The sequence below is a fragment of the Candidatus Thiosymbion oneisti genome (assembly GCF_004359955.1).
In the GTDB taxonomy this organism is placed as follows: Bacteria; Pseudomonadota; Gammaproteobacteria; order Chromatiales; family Chromatiaceae; genus Thiosymbion; species Thiosymbion oneisti.
On the sequence record NZ_SMSC01000205.1, the window covers coordinates 1 to 243 of the forward strand.

A 243-nucleotide genomic window follows, 5' to 3' on the forward strand; every position below is an offset into this window, starting at 1 on the left:
CCCTCTCCCGGAGGGAGAGGGAGTGAAATGCGCAGATTGTACCGTGTGGCAGTACAGCGAGTATTATTCGGCGGTTCTGCCCAAGCCCGCTCGATGACGGCACCGCCGAGGCACTCCTCGCCCCGATAGAATACCGCGGCCTGGCCCGGCGTGACAGCGCGCTGGGGGCGCGCGAAGCGGACCCGACAACGGTCGTCCCCCAGCTCGATGAGCGTACAGTCCTGAAGGGCCTGGCGGTGACGT

1 protein-coding gene is annotated in these 243 nt (G+C 66.7%); it reads right to left on the reverse strand.

Features of this window, described 5'->3' with window-relative positions; genetic code table 11:
- The coding region (locus E1958_RS19955) for an aminomethyltransferase beta-barrel domain-containing protein (protein WP_341765492.1) at positions 1–243 on the reverse strand (243 nt) is incomplete at both ends.